This is a genomic window from Dactylosporangium siamense (assembly GCF_016862795.1).
Taxonomy (GTDB): Bacteria; Actinomycetota; Actinomycetes; order Mycobacteriales; family Micromonosporaceae; genus Dactylosporangium; species Dactylosporangium siamense.
On the sequence record NZ_BONQ01000060.1, the window covers coordinates 1 to 15,202 of the forward strand.

Annotated in this window: 14 protein-coding genes; 7 read left to right on the forward strand and 7 right to left on the reverse strand. The window is 71.5% G+C overall.

The annotated features are described in order from the left end of the window. The first annotated feature begins 476 nt into the window (after positions 1 to 476). Positions 477 to 809, forward strand: a complete 333-nt coding sequence (locus Dsi01nite_RS20320) for a hypothetical protein (RefSeq protein ID WP_203847783.1) — start codon at positions 477 to 479, stop codon at positions 807 to 809. Between the two features lie 259 nt (positions 810 to 1,068). Here the strand turns inward: Dsi01nite_RS20320 and Dsi01nite_RS20325 are convergent, their stop codons facing one another. Both Dsi01nite_RS20325 and Dsi01nite_RS20330 read right to left on the reverse strand, forming a co-directional pair. Next, a complete protein-coding gene (locus Dsi01nite_RS20325; protein ID WP_203847784.1) occupies positions 1,069 to 2,073 on the reverse strand; it encodes a TAXI family TRAP transporter solute-binding subunit in 1,005 nt (334 codons plus the stop codon). Beyond that, positions 2,070 to 4,331: a TRAP transporter permease gene (locus Dsi01nite_RS20330; RefSeq protein WP_308442072.1), complete on the reverse strand. Its 2,262-nt coding sequence runs from the start codon at positions 4,329 to 4,331 to the stop codon at positions 2,070 to 2,072. The genes Dsi01nite_RS20325 and Dsi01nite_RS20330 overlap by 4 nt, the downstream gene beginning before the upstream one ends. A gap of 98 nt (positions 4,332 to 4,429) precedes the next feature. Between Dsi01nite_RS20330 and Dsi01nite_RS20335 the strand changes: the two genes are divergently transcribed. Then, positions 4,430 to 5,158, forward strand: a complete 729-nt coding sequence (locus Dsi01nite_RS20335; RefSeq protein ID WP_203847785.1) for a hypothetical protein — start codon at positions 4,430 to 4,432, stop codon at positions 5,156 to 5,158. A gap of 304 nt (positions 5,159 to 5,462) precedes the next feature. Here the strand turns inward: Dsi01nite_RS20335 and Dsi01nite_RS20340 are convergent, their stop codons facing one another. Next, a complete protein-coding gene (locus tag Dsi01nite_RS20340; RefSeq protein ID WP_203847786.1) occupies positions 5,463 to 7,976 on the reverse strand; it encodes a SpoIIE family protein phosphatase in 2,514 nt (837 codons plus the stop codon). A gap of 189 nt (positions 7,977 to 8,165) precedes the next feature. Between Dsi01nite_RS20340 and Dsi01nite_RS20345 the strand changes: the two genes are divergently transcribed. Together Dsi01nite_RS20345 and Dsi01nite_RS20350 are read left to right on the forward strand one after the other, a co-directional pair. After that, positions 8,166 to 9,434, forward strand: a complete 1,269-nt coding sequence (locus tag Dsi01nite_RS20345) for a glycosyltransferase (protein WP_203847787.1) — start codon at positions 8,166 to 8,168, stop codon at positions 9,432 to 9,434. Positions 9,435 to 9,646: 212 nt separating this feature from the next. Next, positions 9,647 to 10,600 carry an RNA polymerase sigma factor SigF gene (locus tag Dsi01nite_RS20350; protein WP_203847788.1) on the forward strand — a complete coding sequence of 318 codons (954 nt, stop codon included), beginning with the start codon at positions 9,647 to 9,649 and terminating at the stop codon, positions 10,598 to 10,600. Positions 10,601 to 10,669: 69 nt separating this feature from the next. Here the strand turns inward: Dsi01nite_RS20350 and Dsi01nite_RS20355 are convergent, their stop codons facing one another. The 4 genes from Dsi01nite_RS20355 to Dsi01nite_RS20370 are packed head-to-tail and all read right to left on the reverse strand — an operon-like array spanning position 10,670 to position 12,671. Further along, entirely contained in the window at positions 10,670 to 11,422 is a 753-nt protein-coding gene (locus Dsi01nite_RS20355) for a metallophosphoesterase family protein (protein WP_203847789.1), read from the reverse strand. Further along, positions 11,419 to 11,664 (reverse strand): hypothetical protein, encoded by a 246-nt coding sequence (locus Dsi01nite_RS20360; RefSeq protein ID WP_203847790.1) that lies wholly within the window; start codon positions 11,662 to 11,664, stop codon positions 11,419 to 11,421. Before Dsi01nite_RS20360 ends, Dsi01nite_RS20355 begins: the two co-directional genes overlap by 4 nt. Before the next feature lie 10 nt (positions 11,665 to 11,674). Then, positions 11,675 to 12,274 (reverse strand): nucleotidyltransferase domain-containing protein, encoded by a 600-nt coding sequence (locus tag Dsi01nite_RS20365; RefSeq protein ID WP_203847791.1) that lies wholly within the window; start codon positions 12,272 to 12,274, stop codon positions 11,675 to 11,677. Positions 12,275 to 12,296: 22 nt separating this feature from the next. Next, positions 12,297 to 12,671 (reverse strand): hemerythrin domain-containing protein, encoded by a 375-nt coding sequence (locus Dsi01nite_RS20370; protein WP_203847792.1) that lies wholly within the window; start codon positions 12,669 to 12,671, stop codon positions 12,297 to 12,299. A gap of 142 nt (positions 12,672 to 12,813) precedes the next feature. On the opposite strand from Dsi01nite_RS20370, the gene Dsi01nite_RS20375 reads away from it, so the two are divergent. The 3 genes from Dsi01nite_RS20375 to rocD all read left to right on the forward strand — a co-directional run bounded on the left by Dsi01nite_RS20375 (position 12,814) and on the right by rocD (position 15,197). Further along, entirely contained in the window at positions 12,814 to 13,029 is a 216-nt protein-coding gene (locus tag Dsi01nite_RS20375) for a hypothetical protein (RefSeq protein ID WP_203847793.1), read from the forward strand. Positions 13,030 to 13,197: 168 nt separating this feature from the next. Beyond that, entirely contained in the window at positions 13,198 to 13,989 is a 792-nt protein-coding gene (gene ddaH / locus Dsi01nite_RS20380) for a dimethylargininase (RefSeq protein WP_203847794.1), read from the forward strand. Further along, positions 13,986 to 15,197, forward strand: a complete 1,212-nt coding sequence (gene rocD / locus Dsi01nite_RS20385; RefSeq protein ID WP_203847795.1) for an ornithine--oxo-acid transaminase — start codon at positions 13,986 to 13,988, stop codon at positions 15,195 to 15,197. The genes ddaH and rocD overlap by 4 nt, the downstream gene beginning before the upstream one ends. Positions 15,198 to 15,202 lie beyond the last annotated feature (5 nt).

Genomic DNA, 15,202 nt, shown 5'->3' on the forward strand with positions numbered 1-15,202 from the left:
GCATGGTCCAGCGCCGTCGAGGTCATCATTCGGTGGTCCCACACCGCCGTCGGTCACAAAGCCGAAACCTCCCACCCTGCCCACGCCGGAACCGAAGTCTTGAACTACCTGGTCGATCGGTGGTCGCCCGCGGCCACAAATCCACCAGGTAGTTCAAGATTTCTGTTCGGGAGCGTTGGTACCGACCAGTCCAGTAATCGATGGTTTCGATTTTGGCTGAAGGTGGTGTTGTAGCACCGAATGATGACCTCAAACGGGCCTGGATCATGTGGGGTTCGGGCCTGGCTTGGCAGTCACGGTGACCACGCCACCCTGTCGCACGGACGCGCCAGCGTCCGGGCGGAGCCATACAGTCCCCGCGCCCTGAAGCTGAATATTTGAAGGGCATGACGACCACCACCCGCGAACCGCAACGTTATCCACAGGAAAAAGATCTTGCTTCCGGCCATGGCGGGCCGGCGCTTACCGTCGGAGGTATGGCTGCGACGGTCACGGTCGACGATGTGTGGCGGGTCCGCGGGGATTGGCGGGCGATGCGGGAGGCGGCGCTGCGGTTGCGGGACGAGCGCCGGGCCACCGCTGACGCGCTGCGCAGGTCGGCGGCGGCGTTGCGGCACGGGCAGGAGCTGCTCGCCGTGATCCTGGACCGGGTGGACGTGCCGATGACGTTGGACGACGACGGGCGGTTGACGTTCTACCCGGCTGACGCCGACGACCTCGCGTCGCTGCGCCGGGCCGAACTGGCGGCGCGGGAGATCCAGGCGGCCCTGCACACCATCGTGGCGTCGCACCGAGCGGCGGCGGGGTGAGCGCGGTGAGCGCGGTGAGCGCGGTGAGCGCGGTGAGCGCGGTGAGCGCGGTTCCGGCCGGTAGTGACAAGACCGGGAGTGGTCGCCCGGCGGCGAGGAGGTCGAGAGGGGTCATCCGGCGGTGAGGAGGCCGGGAGCGGCCGTCTGGTGGCGAAGAGGGCGAGAGCGGCCGTCTGGCAGTGAAGAGGCCGGGAGCGGTCGAGAGATCAGGGGTTACCGGGCCGCCCCGCCGTGACGCGACGGGGCGGCCCGGTGGTGGCTACTTCGCGCCGGCCTTGTCCAGGGCTGCGACGGCGCCGCGGTGCAGGGGCACCGGGTCGGTCTTGCGGACCGTCTCCAGGGTGATGCCCTTGGCGGCGGCGTTGGCCTGGGCGAGCTCCGCACGCTTCTCGATGAGGGTCTTCGTCAGCACGCAGGCGAGGTTGGCGTCCATGTCCTCGCGGACGAGCAGGACGTTGGGCACCACGATCGTCTTCACGTCCGCCGGGGTCTTGTAGATGGCCGCGGGGATCGTGCCCTCCTGGTAGGCGGGGCCGAGCTTCTGCATCTCCGGCAGGAGGCTGCCGAGGTCCAGCAGCTGGACCTTGTCGCCGGTGGTGGTGAACAGGTCCGTGAGGCCGCCGGTGGGCAGGCCGCCGGAGAAGAAGAAGGCGTCGATCGTGCCGGCCTTCATCGCCTCGGTCGTCTTGCCCAGGTCGAGGCGCTGCGGCTGGATGTCGGTGTCGGGGTTCAGGCCGGCGGCGGTGAGGATGCGCTTGGCGATGACCTCGGTGCCGGAGTTGGGTGAGCCGGTCGAGATCCGCTTGCCCTTCATGCCGGCGACGGACGTGATGCCGGCGTCCTTGCGGACGACGACCTGGGTGGCGTTGTCGTAGATGCGGCCCAGCGCGGCGATCTTCACCGGCTTGCCGTCGAAGGCGGCCTTGCCCTGCACGGCGTCGGTGGCGCTGTCGAACAGGGAGAACGCGACCTGGTACTGATCCTTGTCGAGGCCCTGGATGTTGGCGACGGACGCGCTGGTCTCCGCCGCGGTCGCCTTCACCTTGTCGTTGGTGGCCTTGGTGATCTGGGTCGCGAGGGCGTTGCCGACGACGTAGTAGACGCCGGTGGTGTTGCCGGTCGCGATCGAGATGCGGGTGTCGGCGGTCACCTCGCAGGTGATCGCGGCGGCGGTGTTCGTGTCCTTCGTGTTCGCGTCCTGCCGGCCCCCGCAGCCGGCCAACGCGACGAGGGTCAATGCGGCGACCAGGATCCGGGATTTCACGCGGGTTCCTCCTTGTGGGGTGGGGTTGCACGAGACGCCTGGAAGATCACCAGCAGCGCGGCGACCAGCAGCAGCGCGACGCCGGTGACGACCGTCCACAGGGACAGCCACAACAGGGCCAGGGCGGCGAGCCCGGCGACGACCCGGGCCACGACACCGGCCCGGCCGACGCCGAGGAGCCAGCCACCGGCGGCGACGGACAGCGCGAGGACGCCGAGCGCGGACGCGGCCAGCGCGAACCCGATGTCGTCCCAGCCGCCGAAACCCAGCAGGCCCCGGCCGGCCGGGGTGACCACGAACGCGATCGGCACCAGGTACGCGGGCAGGGCGTACCGCAGCGTCTGCCACATCGTCGGGAAGACCCTGCCGCCGGTGACGGCCGCGGCGGCCACGGACGCGAGCGCGGTCGGCGGGGTCGCCTCGGACAGCACCGCGAAGTAGAAGATGAACATCGCGGTCGCGGGCTCGTCGATGCCGAGATCGAGCAGCGCCTGCCCGATGATGACCCAGCCGATGATGAACGACGCGGTCACCGGCACGGCGAGCCCGAGCAGGGTCAGCGCGACCGCGGCGAACACGGCCGTCAACGCGATCACCGCGGTGTGCCCGCTCGCCAGGGACTGCGCCCAGTCGACCATCAGGCCCGACATCTGCGGGCCGAGACCCGTCTTCGTCGTGCTGGCGGTGATGATGCCGGCGGCGACGCAGACTGCGACGACGGGGAGCACACTGCGTACACCTGCCGCCAATGACGCGACAAGACGGCGCGGTGTCAGTCGGTGCCGGCGGTCCAGGAACGACAGCAACGCGGCGAGGACCGTGGCGTAGATGACCGCGCGGGTGGCCGGCTGCTCCAGCGCCAGCAGCACGATGATCACCAGCAGCGACGCGAAGTGGTACCCGAACCGGCCCAGCAACGCCCACGGCGACCGGACCCGCAACGCCACCGGCCGCGCCCCGAACCGCCGGGCGTCGATCTCGACGGCGAGCAGGATGCCGAGGTAGTACAGCAGCGTCGGGATCGTCGCCCAGCCGAGGACCGACAGGTACGACACGTTGAGGTACTCGGCGATGATGAACGCGGCCGCGCCCAGCGTCGGCGGCGACAGGATCGCGCCGACCCCGGCCGCCGCCAGCATCCCGCCGGCCCGGTCCGCTGGGTAGCCGGCCCGGCGCAGGATCGGCCAGGTGACCGCGCCGATGCTCACCGTCGTCGCCGCGCCCGACCCGGAGACGGTGCCGAGCAGGAACCCCGACGCGACGGCCGTGCGGCCCGCGGCGGACCGCGACCGCCGGAACGCCGCCACCGACAACTCGACGAAGAACGCCCCGGCGCCCGACGCGTCCAGCACCGCGCCGTAGATGGTGAACAGCACGATGTACGACGCGGCGACGTCCAGCGGCGTGCCGTAGAAGCCGCTCTGCGAGTTGTACAGCGCGTCGACGATCTGATCGAAGTCCAGCCCGAGGTGGGCGAGCGACCAGTGCTGCGGCAGGTACCCGCCGTAGTAGTCGTAGGCGAGGAACGCCCCGCACACCACCGGCAGGACCCAGCCCGTGGTCCGCCGGCAGGCTTCGAGGACGAGCACCAGCAGCACCGTTCCCATGGCGACGTCGACCGGGTCCAGCTGACCCTGCCGGTCCAGGAACGCGTTGTAGCCGCCGCTGGCGAACGGGAGCAGCGGGTAGGCGCACGCCACGAGGGTCGCCACGGCGAGCACCCAGTCCACGACGGTCGGTCCGCCGACGCTGTCCGCCGGGGTACCGGTCCGCTTCCGCCGGATCCGCACGCCGGACGGGTACACCACGAACACGAGCGGCAGGACACCGCTGAGGAAGACGGCGAGGTAGTACTGGCCGCCCTGGGCGAGCGGCCGGAACACCTGCCACAGCACCAGCACCGCGGACGCCGCGGCGACGGCGGTGACGCCGGCCTCGACCGGGCCGCGGAGGCGCCGGCCCGGTTTCTCGTCCTCGAACTGGGCGGCGAGCTCGCGGACGCTCTCGTCCTTGAGGGTCGAGTCCACGTCCTCGACGGCCGCGACCTTGAGGGTCCCGTCGTCGGCGGTCTCGTTCTTGAGCGTCTCGGTGTTGTGGGTCTCGGTGTTGTGGGTCTCGTTCTTGGGCGTCTCGTCGTCGACGGCCGCCGGGGCGAGGTCGGTGTCGGTGGTGTCCGGATCGGGGTTCCGGGCAGGGTTCTGCCCGGGGTCTGGGGTGGGCTCCACCACGCCCGGCCTGGCGTTGTCAGGTTCCGGCACGGGCGGAGAGTACAAGATTTCATGAATATTCGTAACCGTGATGGTTCAGCTTTTGGTCGCGAATCGGCAACGGTGGGTCACCAGGCATGATTTGTGGCGTGTACGAGCTCGACGTGATCGCCGCCGACAGCCTCGGGCGCTTCGTCGCCAGGTGGTACGGGCTGCCCGACCGCCCCCGCCGGGACCTGCCCGGCACGCCGGACCTCCTGCCGGAGCCCCTCGCCGAGTGGCACCGCGTCGCGGCCCGGTACTCGCTGCCGCTGAGCCGTGACCACGTGATGATCGACCCCGCCGACCTCGTCGAGTCAGGCGGCCTGGTCCGTTTCTGGGCCGGCGTCGACGACTGGTACTCCTACGCCCCCAGCGATTCCGCCCCCAGCGATTCCGTCCCCGGCCATTCGGCCTCCGGCGATTCCGGGCACGCCTCGGGAGACTCCGGCCCGGAAGGTTTCGCCCACGGAGACTTCGCCCATGCCTGTGGCGCCTTCGATCCGCTCGTGATCGAGAACGACACGGTCAGCACGGGCGTGCCGTTGTCCCGGTTCCTGGTGTACGCGGCGGTGTACGAGGCGACGTACACACCGCTGCACGGCCTCGTCTACATGTCGCCGGCCCCTGCGGAGCTGCGCCAGGTCCGGCTTCGACTGCGCGAGCTGGACGACCCGCTGTGGCGCTGGCCCGACCCGGCGACCCGCTACTACGGCGACGACGATCTGCTCGGCCACCTCGGCCCCGACCGGATCGTCCTGGCCGCCCGGCACCGCGACGCCCTCGGCCGCTTCGACGGCCTCGGCCTGCCGTGGGACTGGGACACCAGGACCGTGTGAGACCGGGACACCAGGACCGGGACACCAGGACCGGGACACCAGGGCCGTGCGAGACCCGGGACGCCGGGACTCGTGCGACGGGGGTGGGACCGGGGCGCCCGGACCCGTGTGACGGGCGGGGAGGCCAGGACGAGGCCAGGACGACGACCAGTACGACGGCCAGGACCGTATGACGGCTGGGGCGCCAACCGTGTGACGGGTGGGTGCCGGTGACGGCTGACCGCTTAGCTACACCGTAGCCCAGCGCTCCAAATCGGCCCGGAATGTCCTGAACGGTTCCATCACCCTCCGTGGCAACGCGTGCTCACGGTACGTGTACCAGCATTGCGCACACGTCCTCGTCCTCCGGGATGTTGAGGCTGGTGACGAGGTGGGTGATCATGGCGTCGAAGTTGCTGAGGTCGATGTGTTCGCCGGCGCGGCGGACGAGGTCCAGGCCGCCGCCACGGCGGCGGTCGACGCGGGCCTGGCCGCCGGTGTAGAGCAGCACCCGGTCGCCGGGTGCCAGGGTCACGGTCGTGTCGGAGTACTGCATCTCCGTCACCTCGCCGAGCGGCAGACCCAGCGGGCCGGACAGGACGGTGCCCTGGCCGGCGGCGGTGTAGCGGACCGGGGCGACCTGCCCCGCCGCGGCCCAGCGCAGCTCGCGGGTCGTGGGGGAGTAGCGGGCCACGACGATGCAGGCGGTGTGTTCGACCTCCATCGCGCACAGCATGCCGTTGACGGCGCTGAGGATGGCGCCGGGTGTCATGTCCAGGGCCGCGTAGGCGCGCACCGCGTAGCGCAGCCGCGCCGCGGTCGTCATCGAGGACAGGCCGCGGTCGTCGACGTCGCCGAGGACCAGGATCGTGCCGCCGTCGGGCAGGGAGGTGGCGTCGAACCAGTCGCCGTCGACGGTGCCGACGCGGTCCGCGGAGCGGCAGTGGCCGCAGATCTCGACGCCCTCCATGTGGCCGAGTTCGGGGTCGGTCGGCAGGAGGGCCTTCTGCAGGGCCTGCGCGGCGCGGCGTTCGTCGGCGAGGCGGTGCCGTTGTGCGGCCAGGGCCTCCTCGGCGCGGCGGAGCCGGGCCTCGATCGCGCGTTCCTCGGTGACGTCCTGGACGGTGCCGCGCACGGCGGTGACGTTGCCGGTGTCGTCGAACAGGGGCTCCGCGGTGAGGCGCAGCCGCCGGCCGTTGACCCGGCCCGCGCCGCGGACCTCGGCCAGCAGGTGCTTGCCCTCCACGACCGTGCGCCGCACGGCGTCCTGCACGGCGAGGAGGTCGTCGGCGTGGACGCTGGCGGTGAGCTCGTCGACCGGGACCCGGGCGGCGTCGCGGCCGCCGTGGAAGAGCCGGATCAGCTCCGGTGAGCAGCGGGGCTCCGGGTCGCGCAGCTCCCAGCAGAACGAGCCGACCCCGGCGATCCGCTCCGCCTGCAGCAGCTGGTCGTAGAGCAGGTCGGCCTCGGTGGCGATGCGCCACACCGCGAACACCCGGTCCCACAGCCGCACGGCGTGCACGGAGATGGTCTGCGTCGCCGGCACCCCGTCGGTGCGTGGGTCGGCGCGCAGCCCTTCGAGGCGGCGGGGCTGGCCGTCCTGCAGCATCCGGGCGAACTCCGGCAGGAGGGTCGTGCTGCCCAGGGTCGGATACGCCGCGAGGAGCGTGGCCTCGTCCGGGTCGACGCGGGCGGCGGTGAGGACCTGCCTGGCCATGACGTTGGCGTATTCGACGCGGAAGTCGACGAGCTGGCCGTCGACGGTGACGGGGGACAGCAGCGCCGCGGGGTTGTGCAGGACGTCCACGACGGTCGGCAGCCACACCTGCGCCGGGGCGGCCTGCGCGCTCTCCTCGCCCTCGACGTGGAACCAGGCGCTGGCGATCTCGTCGCCGATGAGCGTGTCGATCTGCCGGGCGACCGGTTCGAGCAGCGCCGCCACGTATCGTCGCAGCTCGTCGCCGTCGGGCAGGCCGTCGGCCCAGCTCATGATGATCGCGCCGAGGACCCGCTCGCCGGAGATCAGCGGCGACGCGAGCAGGGTGTCGCCGCTGAACGGCAGCTGGTCCATCACCGGGAACCGGCGGGAGACCTCCTCGCCGCCGACGAGCCAGATCGTCTCGACCTCCTGGACGGCGACGACCAGCGGCAGCGCCGGGTCCGGGGGGATGCGCGACCAGCGGCTGCGGACCTCGCCGGGGATGCCGAACGCGCCGACGCCGCGCTGTGCCCCGTCCGGGTCGAGCAGTGTGATCATGATCGCGGTCGGCGGGGGCCATGCGGTCGGGGCGGTGCCGAGCACCTCGGCGATCTCGTCGTAGCCGCGCGTCGAGGCGATCCGCGCGCTGAGCAGCTGGTGCTGTGACTGCAGGGCCTCGACCTCGGGCGTGCGGCTCGCCCGGCGGCGTGGCTTCTCCACCTGCGGCGCCGGTACGTCGGAAGCCGGCGCTGTCCGGGTCCGGCTGCGCGCCACGTGCTGACGCAGCTCGTCATCGATGAGATTCACCACATCGGGTGCGTCCGGGTCCGGTGACGTGGTGCCGACGATCGCCGCGGCGACCTCGATCAGCTTGATGTTGGTGCGCTGCGACAACCGGACCAGCTGATCGAACCCCTGGTCCGGGCTGACCCCGAGCCGCTCCACGAGCACACCCTTGGCCTGCTCGATCACGGCGCGGTTGCGCATCGCGGTGCGGACGCCGGTGAGCTCGGCGCGCAGCTTGGCGACCAGCGCGGCGAGCGCCTCGGCCGGCTCGGCGCTGCCGCCGTCGGCTTGCCCAGGCGCCTGCCCAGCCGGCTCGGCACCCGACCGACCAGTGCCCGACGGCTTGGCCACCATGCCCCCCACATCCTCGCTCCGTGCTGCCGCACGACCCGCGTTCGCACCTGCGTCCACCGAGCCGGTTGCGACTCGACCGTTGATGTTTACCACCATCCTGCCCGGGTAGGGGCGTTGGCAGGTCAGGGCGGTCGGCCAGGTGGAGGTGCGCACAGTGCAACAGGCATCTTCGTCGCGGGCGGGTGCGGGTTGAGGATCGCGATCGTGTCGGTGCACGCGAGCCCTCTCGCACTCGGGGGTTCGGGCACCGGCGGCCAGCACACCCACGTCACCGCGCTCGCCGAGGCGCTCGGACGCCGCGGGCACGACGTGCGGGTCTACACCCGCCGGGACGGCGCCGCCCCCGACGACGTGGTCAGGACCGTGGACGGGTACACCGTCGAGCACGTGCCGGCCGGCCCCGCGGAGGAGCTGCCCGTCGACGCGCTGCTGCCGCACGTCGGTGACTTCGGCCGGTGGCTCGCCGCGCACTGGCGCGACGACGCGGCCCGCCCCGACGTCATCCACGGCCACTTCTGGCTCAGCGGGCTCGCCGCCCTCACCGCCACCGCCGAGCACCGGATCCCGGTCGTGCAGACCTACCACGGGCTCGGCACGGTCAAGCGGCGCCTGCTCAAGGACCACGACAGCAGCCCCGAGGCCCGGGTCGGCCTGGAACGCACCCTCGGCACGATGGTCGACCGGGTCGTCGCGCAGTGCGAGGACGAGGTCACCGAGCTCGGCCGGATGGGCATCCGCCGCGCCGACACGGTGATCGTGCCGTCCGGCGTCGACGGTGAGCGGTTCGCGCCCAGCGGTCCCCGCGCCGACCATCTGCGGGCCGGGATGCGCCGCATCCTCAGCGTCGGGCCGCTCCTGCCCCGCAAGGGCTTCGCCGACCTCGTCGAGGCGCTGCGCCGGGTCCCCGGTGCCGAGCTCGTCGTCGTCGGGGGACCGGCACCGGACCGGATCGACCGTGACCCGGAGGCGCGGCGGCTGATGGAGCTCGCCGACCGGTGCGGCGTCGGTGACCGGGTCCGGCTGGTCGGCGCGGTGCCGCAGCAGGACCTGCCCGGCTGGTACCGCTCGGCCGACGTCCTCGCGTGCGCGCCCTGGTACGAACCGTTCGGCCTCACGCCCCTGGAGGCGATGTCGTGCGGGGTGCCGGTCGTCGCGTACGAGGTCGGCGGCATCGGGGAGAGCGTCATCGACAACGTGACCGGCCTGCTGGTGCCGCCGCGGGACGTGCCGGCGATGGCGGCCGCGCTGCGCGGGCTGCTCGGCGACGAGGTGCGCCGGATGAGCTACGCCAGCGCCGCGATCGACCGGGTCCGCTCCCGGTACACCTGGGAACGCACCGCCATCGACGTCGAACGGGTCTACCGGGCGGTGACCGGCGAGGGCGCCACGACCGGCGACGCCGAGACCGACGCCGACGCGGACGCCGAGGACGAGGCGCTCACCGACGTCACTTCGTAACCTTGTCATCACAGGGCGATAGGCGTACGTTTGTATGACCCGCAGCATCAGCTGAACGGCTGATAGGCCGCGATCGTCAAACAGCCGCGATCGCCGGCGTCGGGTGCGCGCCGGACGCTCGAGACCAGGGCGTTCATCTGGCGAAACTCCTCCCGTGGCCGTAGCCCGCACAGTGGCGCACGGCCATGGCAGCGCAGGCAGGGGGATCCCCCATGACCGCCACCGCCCACCGTCCCGTGACCAAGCCCGCCACCACCCGCCGCCGGACCGCGAAACCCGCTCCGAAACCCGCCGCGAACCCCGCCGCGAAACCCGCCGCGAAACCCGCCGTGCAGCAGGCGCCGCAGCCGGTCACGCAACCGGTCGTCGCCGCCCCGCCCGGCCGTGGGCGCAACCGCGGCCAGCACCGCGACGGCGAGGTCGAGGCGCACACGCTGCTGCTGCTCCTGGCCGACCTGCCCGCCGGCAGTCCCGCCCGGGAGCGCACCCGCGCCCGGATCATCGAGCTGCACCTGCCGCTCGCCGAGTACCTCTCCCGCCGGTTCCGCAACCGCGGCGAACCCCTCGACGACCTGAACCAGGTCGCCAACGTCGGCCTCATCAAGTCCGTCGACGGGTTCGACCCGACCCGCGGCGCCGCGTTCACCAGCTACGCCATCCCGATGATCGTCGGCGAGCTCAAGCGGCACTTCCGTGACAAGGGCTGGGACGTGCGCGTGCCCCGCCGCCTGCAGGAGCTGCGCCTGGAGATCTCCAAGATCTCCGGCGACCTCGCGCAGGACCTCGGCCGCTCCCCGACCGTTGCCGACCTGGCGGCGAAGCTCGGCGTGAGCGAGGAGGACGTCATCGAGGGCATCGAGTCCGGGCACGCCTACCGGGCCCTGTCGATCAACGCGCCGGCCAACGGCGACGAGGCGGGCGCCGAGCTCGCCGATCTCCTCGGCGGCGTCGACCGTGACCTGGAGGCAGTCGACGACCGGGAGTCGCTGCGGCCGCTGATCGTCCAGCTGCCGGAGCGCGAACAGAAGATCATCGCGATGCGGTTCTTCGGCAACCTGACCCAGACCCAGATCGCCGACCGGCTCGGCATCTCCCAGATGCACGTCTCCCGGCTGCTCGCGCACGCCCTGACCCACCTGCGCGGCGCCCTGGTGACGCCGCTGTGACGCCGCTGTGACGCCGCTGTGACGCCGCTGTGACGCCGCTGTGACGCCGCTGTAGGCGGGGGAAGAGACCTAGGCGGGGGTCAGCACCGAGGACAACTGGTACACGTTGTAGGCCTGCTTGATCACCGGGTGGGCGACGTTGCGGACGGGAACACCGCCGGGCGTCGTCCCCCGCTCCGATCCGGCGTGCGCGTGCCCGTGGACCGCGAGACCCACCCCGGGCGTCGCGTCGATGGCCTGCGCCAGGTGGTACGAACCGAGGAACGGGTAGATCTCCAGCGGCTCGCCCAGCAGCGTGTCCGGCACCGGCGAATAATGCGTCAACGCGATCCGCACGTCGCAGTCGAGCTCGGCCAGGGCGGTCCCGAACCGTTCGGCCGCCTCGCGGCCGTGCCGGGTGAACGCCTTCATCTCCGGTTCGCCGAACTCGCTGGCGCACGCCCCCGCGAACCCGCCGCCGAACCCCTTCGCCCCGGCGACACCGACGCGCACGTCACCGACCCGCAGGACGGTGCCTGAGTGCTCCAGGACGGTGATCCCGCCGTCCTCGAGGGCCTTCGTCACCTCGGCCTGCTGGTCGCAGTGGTAGTCGTGGTTGCCGAGGATCGCGATCACCGGTACGGCCAGCCCGCCGAACTCCTGGGCCACGCACCGCGCCTCCTCGGCCGTGCCGTGCCGGGTCAGGTCGCCGGCGAGCAGCAGCATGTCGGCCTTGTCGCCGACATGTTCGAGGGCCGGCCGGTACCGGCCGAGCACGTCGGCGTCGAGGTGGACGTCGCCGACCGCGGCGACTCTGACGCAACCTTCGGCTTCGGACGTCATAGTTCCTCCACGTCTTGCGGCTCCTGGACCCTGGTGAGCCCGATGTTGCAGCGCACCGGCAGGTCCGGGAACGCCTCGGCGACCACCCGGCAGATCAGGTCGCGGCGTTCGGCGCTCTCCACCTCGCCGACGAGGCTGACACCGTCGCCGGCCCGCACGATCCGGATGCCCTGTTCGGAGATCCGGGCGTCCTCGATCAGCAGCTGGTGCAGCTCGCTCTCGACGTGCTGGTCAATGATCACGAGTGCCTCCTCACAGGGAAGCGGCGAGGGCGCTGGTCTCGTCCAGCGACATCACGCCGAGGCGGTCGATCAAGAACAGGAAAGCATGCGCGTACGGGGAGTGGGCCGTTTCCCGGTAGACGCGGGGCCAGTCGATCTGCTCGCGCAGCGACCGCGCGACCGGCAGCCCACGGGCGTAGTCGCAGTAGTGCGCCGACCACGTCAGCACCTTGTGGATCATCAGTTCGGTCGCGGACAGCACCGGCATGTGGCACGCGTTGACGGCGATCACGTCGGTGTCGGCGAGGGTCGCGTCCGTCACCGGCCGCTGCACCGGGCAGAAGATGAAGTCGATCAGGTTCTCTTGATCCCCGACCGGGTCGAACGCCTTCACCAGCCAGCCCTCGGGCGGCACCTCCCCGCGGAACCCGACCTCCGCGAGGGCGGTCAGGACCCGTTCGGCGTCCTCGGCCTTGATGAGGAAGTCGATGTCGTGGTCGACGGACTCGCCGCCGCGCGCGTAGACGGCGAAGCTGCCGGCCAGGCAGAACGGGATCCCCGAGTCCTTCAAGTGATACGCGGCGCGCTTCAGCGTGGCGATCAGCGGCTGCCTGTCTTCCGGAACTGCCATAAATAGCGGCTTACCCGTCTGGTCATTCCGTCACACGCACCGATTGCGGCAGCCGCGGGAAGAGTTCGGTCTCCTCCTCCTGGACGTGTTCCCGGACCGCCTCCAGCAGCGCGGCCAGCAGCGGCCGGAACTCGGGGTCCACGTCGTTGAGCTCGGTCAGCCGCGCCACGAGGTCGTGGATGCGGTGGTGCTCGGCGGCCTCGTATTCGGCGAGCTCCGCCGGCAGGTGGCCGTGCAGCAGCCGCTCCTCGGTCGCGGTGTGTGCGGCCAGCGTGGTGACCGCGGCGTCGAGGGCGGTCCGCCGCGCGGCCGGCGACCGCGCCGTCTCGATGTCGGCGAACAGTGACTCGAGCCGGCGGTGTTCGGCGACGAGCAGGCCGACGAGGTCCTGCACCATGGTCAGCTCCCCAGATTCCGTGGCTCAGGCATGCGTTGGCGTACCCGGCGCGCCACCCGGCTAACCGTCATGCAGCAGACTTGATCGATATGGGCGTGTCGGGCTTCCGCCGGGGTTGGCACGTGTGTTCGAATGTCTCCTCATGGAGCGTAGGAAACACTGGTGGAACGGCACCTGGGGGCGGTTCGCCCGCCGCGACATCTATCTGTTCGAGGACGCCGGTCACTGGTGGGTCGAGTCCCGTGAGGGCGGCGCCGAGGGGCGCGTGCGCACCTACGAGTTCGACGCCGAGGAGCCCGCGATGGACTGCGTCTCGGGGCTGCTCGCCCAGCCGGGGGACTGGCGGGAGCTGCGCTGAGCGTGCCCGTGGCGGGCGGCGTCGACCGTGAGCCGGGTGGCGGCAACCGTGCTGCACCCGGTTGACGCAACGAATCGCTGTTCGCTGGTCGTACCAGACAAGGAAAACGCGACAACAAGCAATTTTCCGCAATGGAACGCTGAGCTCGGCCCGCCTAGGTTTGATCGCATGAGCCGTCGCTACCTGATGTGTCGACCCACGTACTTCGCCGTTGACTACGCGATCAACCCCTGGATGGACCCGACCGCGCCCGTCGACGCCGGCCTCGCCGTCGCACAGTGGACCAGGCTGCACGAGCTCTACCTGTCGCTCGGCCACACCGTCGACCTCATCGACCCGCTGCCCGGGCTGCCCGACATGGTGTTCGCCGCCAACGGCGCCACCGTCGTGGACGGCACCGTCTACGGCGCCCAGTTCCGCCACCCGGAGCGCGCCGACGAGGGCCCCGCCTACCTGGCGTGGTTCGACCAGCACGGCTTCGACGTGCACGCGGCGAAGAGCGTCAACGAGGGCGAAGGCGACATCCTCCTCGCCGGGGAGCACCTCCTCGCCGGCACCGGCCTGCGCACCGAGCTCGCCGCGCACGCCGAGGCCCAGGAACTGTTCGGCCGGCCCGTGATCACCCTGCAGCTCGTCGACCCGCGCTACTACCACCTCGACACCGCGCTCACGGTCCTGTCGCCGACCAACGTCGCCTACTACCCGGGCGCGTTCTCGCCCGGCAGCCAGGCGGTGCTGCGCCGGCTGTACCCGGACGCCGTCATCGCCACCGCCGCCGACGCCGCCGTCCTCGGCCTCAACGCCGTCAGCGACGGCCACCGCGTCGTCCTGCCGTCCGCCGCCACCCGCCTCGCCGGAGCGCTAGCGTCGAAAGGGTTCCAGCCGGTGCCGGTCGACGTGTCGGAACTGCACAAGGCCGGTGGCGGACCGAAGTGCTGCACGCTGGAGGTGCGCGCATGACCACCGCTCTTACCGGACACACCGGTCATCTCGTCGATCAGGCCGAGCGCTGGACCGCGCACAACTACCACCCGCTGCCCGTCGTCCTCGCCTCCGGTGAGGGCGCCTGGGTCACCGACGTCGACGGCCGCCGCTACCTGGACTGCCTCGCCGGCTACTCCGCGCTCAACTTCGGCCACCGCCACCCGGCGTTGATCGCTGCCGCGCACGAGCAGCTGGACCGGATCACGCTGACCAGCCGCGCGTTCCTGCACGACCAGTTCGGCCCGTTCTGCCAGGAGCTCGCGGAGCTGTGCGGCAAGGACCTGGTCCTGCCGATGAACACCGGTGCCGAGGCCGTCGAGACCGCGATCAAGGTGGCCCGCAAGTGGGGCTACAAGGTCAAGGGCGTCCCCGACGGCCAGGCCACCATCGTTGTGGCCGCCGACAACTTCCATGGCCGCACCACCACGATCATCAGCTTCTCCACGGACCCGGACGCGCGCGCCGACTTCGGCCCGTACACGCCCGGCTTCCGGATCGTGCCGTACGGCGACCTGGCCGCCCTCGCCGACGCCGTCGACGACACCACCGTCGCCGTGCTCATCGAACCCATCCAGGGCGAGGCCGGCGTGCTCGTCCCGCCCGGCGACTACCTGCCCGGCGTCCGGCAGCTGTGCACGTCGCGCAACGTGCTCTTCATCGCCGACGAGGTCCAGTCCGGCCTCGGCCGCACCGGCGAGACCTTCGCCTCCACCCCGGTCGTCCCCGACATGTACGTGCTGGGCAAGGCACTCGGCGGCGGCATCGTGCCCGTGTCGGCGATCGCGGCCTCACACGACATCCTCGGCGTCCTGCGCCCCGGCGAGCACGGCTCCACGTTCGGCGGCAACCCCCTCGCGTGCGCCGTCGCCCGCGCCGTCATCGCCCTGCTGAACACCGGCGAACCCCAGGCGAACGCCAGGACCGTCGGCACCCACCTGCACGATCGCCTCAACGCCCTCGTCGGCCACGGCCTGACCGCCGTCCGCGGGCGCGGCCTGTGGGCGGGCATCGACATCGACCCCGCGCTGATGACGGGCCGGCAGGCGTGCGAGGCGCTGATGGCCCACGGTGTCCTGGCGAAGGACACCCACGGCTCGACGCTGCGGTTCGCCCCGCCGCTGCTGGTGAGCAAGCAGGAAGTGGACGTGGCCGTCAACGCGCTGACCGTGGTGCTGAAGGGCTGAAGAGA